The organism is Paraconexibacter sp., from assembly GCF_041602235.1.
GTDB lineage: Bacteria > Actinomycetota > Thermoleophilia > Solirubrobacterales > Solirubrobacteraceae > Paraconexibacter.
Genome location: NZ_JBFIGP010000284.1, coordinates 1 through 4,856, shown reverse-complemented (window position 1 = coordinate 4,856; position 4,856 = coordinate 1). Strand labels below are relative to the sequence as shown.

Sequence of the window (4,856 nt, the reverse complement as noted above, 5' to 3'; positions counted from 1 at the left end):
GATGACGAGGATGGAGAGGATGCTCGGGGTCTCGCGGTTGCCGAGCCTGCCCAGGTCGTCGATGGTGCGGGACACGATCCCGGAGGACGAGATCCAGGTCACGCCCACGAGCGCGACGCTCGCGCCCCAGTCCAGCCCCATGAGCAGTGCGACCCCGAGGGCGGGGACGGCGTTGAGGAGGGCATCGACGACCCCCGACGCCCGCTGCTTGCGCAGCGTGGTCAGCAGCTCCGCGCCGGTGTACTCGAGTCCGATGAAGAAGAGGAGCAGCACGACGCCGATGGCGGCGCCGAGCTCGATCGAGTCGTCGGAGACCTCCAGCGGCCCCGGTCCCAGGCCGATGAGCACGCCGACCGCGAGGTAGAACGGGACGGCCGACATCTGCAGCCGGTACGCGATGCGGGCGACGCCCCCGAGGAGCAGCATCGCCACGCCGAGCTCGATCAGCGCGAGCGCGGTGTCCCCTGCGGAGAACGAGGCGCCGAGTGGCGGCGTCACGCCTCAGCGCTCGCCGCGCAGGCGCAGATCGGCGGCTTGGACGCCCTCCGCGGTCCCGACGACGAGCAGCGTGTCCCCGGGTTCCAGCGTCTGCTCCGGCCCGGGCGAGGGGGTTGCCGCCCCCTCCTGATGGAGCACCGCGACGATCGATACCCCGGTGCGGGTGCGCATCTGCGTGTCGCTGATCGTGCGGCCCGCGAACGTCGAGCCAGCCTCGATCGGCAGCCGCTCGACCATCAGACCTCCGACCGCCTCGCGCACGGCGTCGAGGTTCTGCGTGATCTGCGTGACGCCCAGCAGCTGCGCGAGCACCTCGGACTCCGACTCCTCGAGGCGAACGGTGGTGCTGCACGCGTCCGGGTCGTTGCGGTCGTAGAGCAGGAGCTCCCGCTCGCCGCCGAGCCGGTTCAGGACGCCGATCCTGTCCCCCCGTCCGGTCGTGAAGTCGTGCCGGATGCCCACCCCCGGCAGCTGGGTCTCGACGAGCGCGTTCATGCTTGGATGCTAGTCGGCGGCGCTGCTCGGCTCCGGCGCCCGGCGCCGGGCCCTCACACGCCCGCCCCGACCGGCTCGCGCTGGTCGACGGGCTCGACGGCGGCGCTGCGCCCGAACCGGTCCATCGAGGCGACCGCCCTGCGCTGCATCAGCGCCAGCTTGGCGGAGCTCAGCAGGTAGCGGTGCGGCGGGGCGTGGTGCCCGAGGTACAGGCGGCAGCGGCGAAGCCAGAGCGCCATGTGGCGGGTGCAGTTCAGCATGTTCCGGGAGGTGACGACGAGGGCCCGCGGAAGGTCCTCGACCAGCTCCGGATGCGGGACCGGCGCGCAGATCCGGTTGCGACGGTCGTCGCTCATGTCGAGCAGTTCGAGATGGGCGATCAGGGCGGCGCTGAACGTCTGCTGGCACATGAACACGGGTTGCAGGGTCACGCGTCCCTCGGAGTACAGGGGGCGGGGGTCGATCTTGACCAGCCCGTTCGCCGAGCAGTCCACGAAGAGCGTGTCGGACGGGACGCTCACCGTGCCGCCGTCGAGCTGCATCTCGCCGTCGCCGATGCGCTGCACCCGGCCCATGCGGACGACGTCCTTCACGCGGCACAGGCCGGCGAACTCCCGGCGGTCCACGGTGGCGCAGCGCCACTTGGCGGGCAGGCTCCCGGGGTCCAGCCGGAACACGATCTGCTGGCGCTCCAGCTGCAGGAACGCGTCGTCGATGGTGCTCGAGTCGACGATGCTCTGCTGCATGGCGACGACGGTGTCGAGCACGATGCCCGGCTGCATGTAGGCCCGGTCCAGCAGCCACGCGTCGTTGGGCATGATCCACTGGATGCGGTCCGGGTCGACGCCGTTGTCGAGCAGGAACAGGATCGAGTCGATCCCCGTCTTGCCCGCGCCGACGATCACGTAGCGCTCCCACGGCTGACGGATCTGCGTCAGGTCGTTGGGCGGGATCACCGTGACGTCCGGGGCGACCTCGTACCGCGGAGGGCAGACCGACGGCACCTTCACCTGGTTGTAGGTCCCGTCGACGATGCGGCGGCGCGCCGTGACGGTGGTGACGCGATCGGGGCTCAGCGTGGAGACGATGCGGCCATCGCCCTGGTACTCGCTCATCGGCAGGAACCGGACGCGGCCGGTGCGCACGAAGCGGTCCATCGCGTCCCGGTAGTAGGCGAGGAGGTCCGCGCCGGAGCTCAGGTCCTCGCCGCCCTGCCCGAGGTCCGTCGAGACGAGGCCGTAGTAGACCGCGGGCTGGTGCAGGCGGACGAAGGGGTAGGCGTCGTTCCAGTGCCCTCCGGGGTTGGCGTGCCGGTCCACCATGACGATCTGCGCGGTCGGGTCCTCCGTGAGGATGACGTCCGCGAACCCCATGCTCATCGCGCCCGCGCCGAGGATGAGGTAGTCGGTTTCCAGATGTTGCGTCGGCATTGCGGTCTCGTTCCTCACCGGCGTGCCGGTGGATCGCGGAGGGTGGGAGTCGGTCCTCCCAGGGCCACCACAACGGTAGGTCTGGACCAGACGTCGGCGCGTCGCCCGACGGGGTGCACCTCGGCCCCCGGCGGGGTGAACCTGCGGCTGATCGACCCGTCGGGAGGGATCGTGCAGCCGCGCCGCGACCTCGGACGTCAGGTCTGCGACAGCGTCTGCGCCAGGCCGCCGAGGCGACCGGCCAGCTCCGGCGCGGCGGCGCTGACCTCCACCACCACGTCGGCCGGGACGTTCGCGCGCTCGGCGGCGGCGACGATCGCCTCGGCGGAGGGCGCCTCGTACAGGCAGTAGGTGCGCAGCCGGTCCGCGCTCAGGAACGAGAACAGCCAGCGCACGCCCTCGTCGGCGTTGATCTCGTCGATCAGGCGCACGTCCTCGCTCGACAGGTCGAGCTGCTCCGCGAAGTTGCGCTCGATGACGAAGACGGGCATCGCGGACCGAGCGTAGCGCGCGGATCGCCCCCGGTACAGCGATCAGGTGGTCATGAGGCCGTGCCGGTGGGCGTAGGTGGCGGCCTCCGTGCGATTCGCGCACCCGGTCTTCCGCAGGATGCTCCGCACGTGGTTGGCCGCGGTGTGCTGGCTGATCGACAGCTCCGAGCCGATCCGGCGGTTGGTGTGGCCCTGCGCCACGAGGACGAGGATCTGCACCTCACGCGGTGAGAGACCGGCCGGCAGCCCCGTGGCGGGCGGGGCGGGCCCCAGCGCGCGGGCGCGGGCGAGCAGGCCTCGCAACCCGATGCGCTCGGCCAGCTCGACGGTCTCTCCGAGCAGCGCACGGGCGTGCGAGCGGTCGCCCCCCGGCCGCGCGAGCTCCAGCCGGGCGTACTCGTACGAGGTGTGCGCGACCCAGGTCGCGGCGCCCAGCGAGCGGTTGAGGGTCAGACCGTGCTCGAAGTGCTCCTGGGCTCGGTCCCACTCGCCGAGCGTCGTCGCGAGCATGCCGAGATAGCGGTCGGCGGCCCCGTAGCAGGAGACGAGATGACCGACCATCACGTTCTCGCCCGCGTGGACCACCAGCTCGGGGTACACGAGCGCGGCGACGTCCTCGTCGCCCAGCGCGGCCGCGGCGTCGGTCAGGTAGGCCAGCGACGCCATCCACAGGGACTCGCGGAACGCGTCGAGGCCGTCGCGCGCGAGCCGTTCGAGCTCGTCGCGAGCCTGCTGCTCCATCCCCACCTCGGCGAGCAGCGCCGCCAGGCCCGGGCGCCAGGACGCCTGGCGGTTCTCGTCGCGGGCGAGGATCGAGACGGCGGGAGCGAGCTCCGCCAGCCGCCCCTGCTCCCGCAGCACGCTGAACATCTGGATCCCGTGCACGCCGGAGGCGTCACGCCCGGTGAGGAGCCGGCTCCACTCGTGGGACCGGCGCGCTCGGGCCTCGGCCTCGCCCAGCGACCCGTCGCACAGGGCGATGGCGGATCCGTAGTGCTCGGCCACGTGGACGATGAACGGCTGCGCCGTCTGCTCGGCGACCTCCAGCAGCGCGGCGATCTCGGTTCTGGCCGACGCGTGGTCGCAGAGCGCGACGTAGGCCGGCACCCGCCAGGACATCGCCTCCGCCAGGATCTCGGTGTCGCCCAGCTCGGTGCCGAGGTCGCGGGCTTCCGTCAGCATGTCGAGGATCTGCGGCAGCGGCGTGACGCCGCGGGACCAGTAGGCGCTCACGAGCGCTCCGGCCAGCCCTCGCCGGTCGTCGAGGTGCCGGGCCGACCGCACCGCTGCGGCTCGGGTCGTCGCGGCCCGCAGCCGCTCGCCTCGGAAGGCCAGTGCCCGCGCGAGCCCCCCAAGCAGCCCGACGCGCAGGGTGGAATCCTCGTCGCCGAGCTTCGCGGCCGCCTCCTCCAGCAGTTCGACCGCGCCCTGGTCGGCGATCCCGGGCCGCCAGCAGGCGTTCTCGTAGCCGATCGCCGCCCGTGCCAGCCCGTGCGGCTCGCCGATCTCCCTGGCGATGTCCGCCGCGGCCATGAACGCCTGCTGCGCCTCGAGGGCCTTGCCGCTGCGGTGACAGACGTTGCCGAGCTCCAGGTGGACGTCGAGCCGATCGAGCGGGGTCGCGACGCCGAGCTCGAGGGCGGTGCGCAGCAGCGCTGCCGCCTGGTCGAACGCCAGGGCCGCGGTCGCCGAGCGTGCCGCGCGCAGGTTGTAGTCGACCGCCCGCTGGCGGTCGCCGAACGGGGCTGCCGTCGCGAAGTGGTGGGCGAGCCCGGCGAGGACGCGGCCCGTCGGCTCCTCACTCGCCTCGAGCGCCTCCCCGACCCGGAGGTGCAGCTCCGCCCGGCGCGGTCCCGAGAGCCGGTCGTAGAGCGCCCGGCGCACGAGCTCGTGCGCGAACCGGCACGCCAGGCCCCGCGACGGCAGCGTCTCGATCATCCCG

The 4,856-nt window shown here is 72.5% G+C and carries 5 protein-coding genes; all 5 read right to left on the bottom strand.

The features are described 5' to 3' along the window. Positions 1–498 (bottom strand): cation:proton antiporter (locus ABYE80_RS17180; RefSeq protein WP_372791531.1); only part of this gene is annotated, 498 nt, incomplete at its 3' end. A 3-nt stretch (positions 499–501) separates the two neighbouring features. Continuing rightward, on the bottom strand, positions 502–993 hold the full coding sequence (locus ABYE80_RS17175; protein ID WP_372791530.1) for a cation:proton antiporter regulatory subunit: 492 nt from the start codon (positions 991–993) through the stop codon (positions 502–504). 53 nt (positions 994–1,046) lie between these two features. Next, a complete protein-coding gene (locus ABYE80_RS17170; RefSeq protein ID WP_372791529.1) occupies positions 1,047–2,423 on the bottom strand; it encodes an NAD(P)/FAD-dependent oxidoreductase in 1,377 nt (458 codons plus the stop codon). Positions 2,424–2,620: 197 nt separating this feature from the next. Then, on the bottom strand, positions 2,621–2,914 hold the full coding sequence (locus ABYE80_RS17165; protein ID WP_372791528.1) for a DUF4242 domain-containing protein: 294 nt from the start codon (positions 2,912–2,914) through the stop codon (positions 2,621–2,623). A 42-nt stretch (positions 2,915–2,956) separates the two neighbouring features. Next, positions 2,957–4,856: response regulator transcription factor (locus tag ABYE80_RS17160; protein WP_372791527.1), on the bottom strand; the 1,900-nt coding region annotated here is incomplete at its 5' end.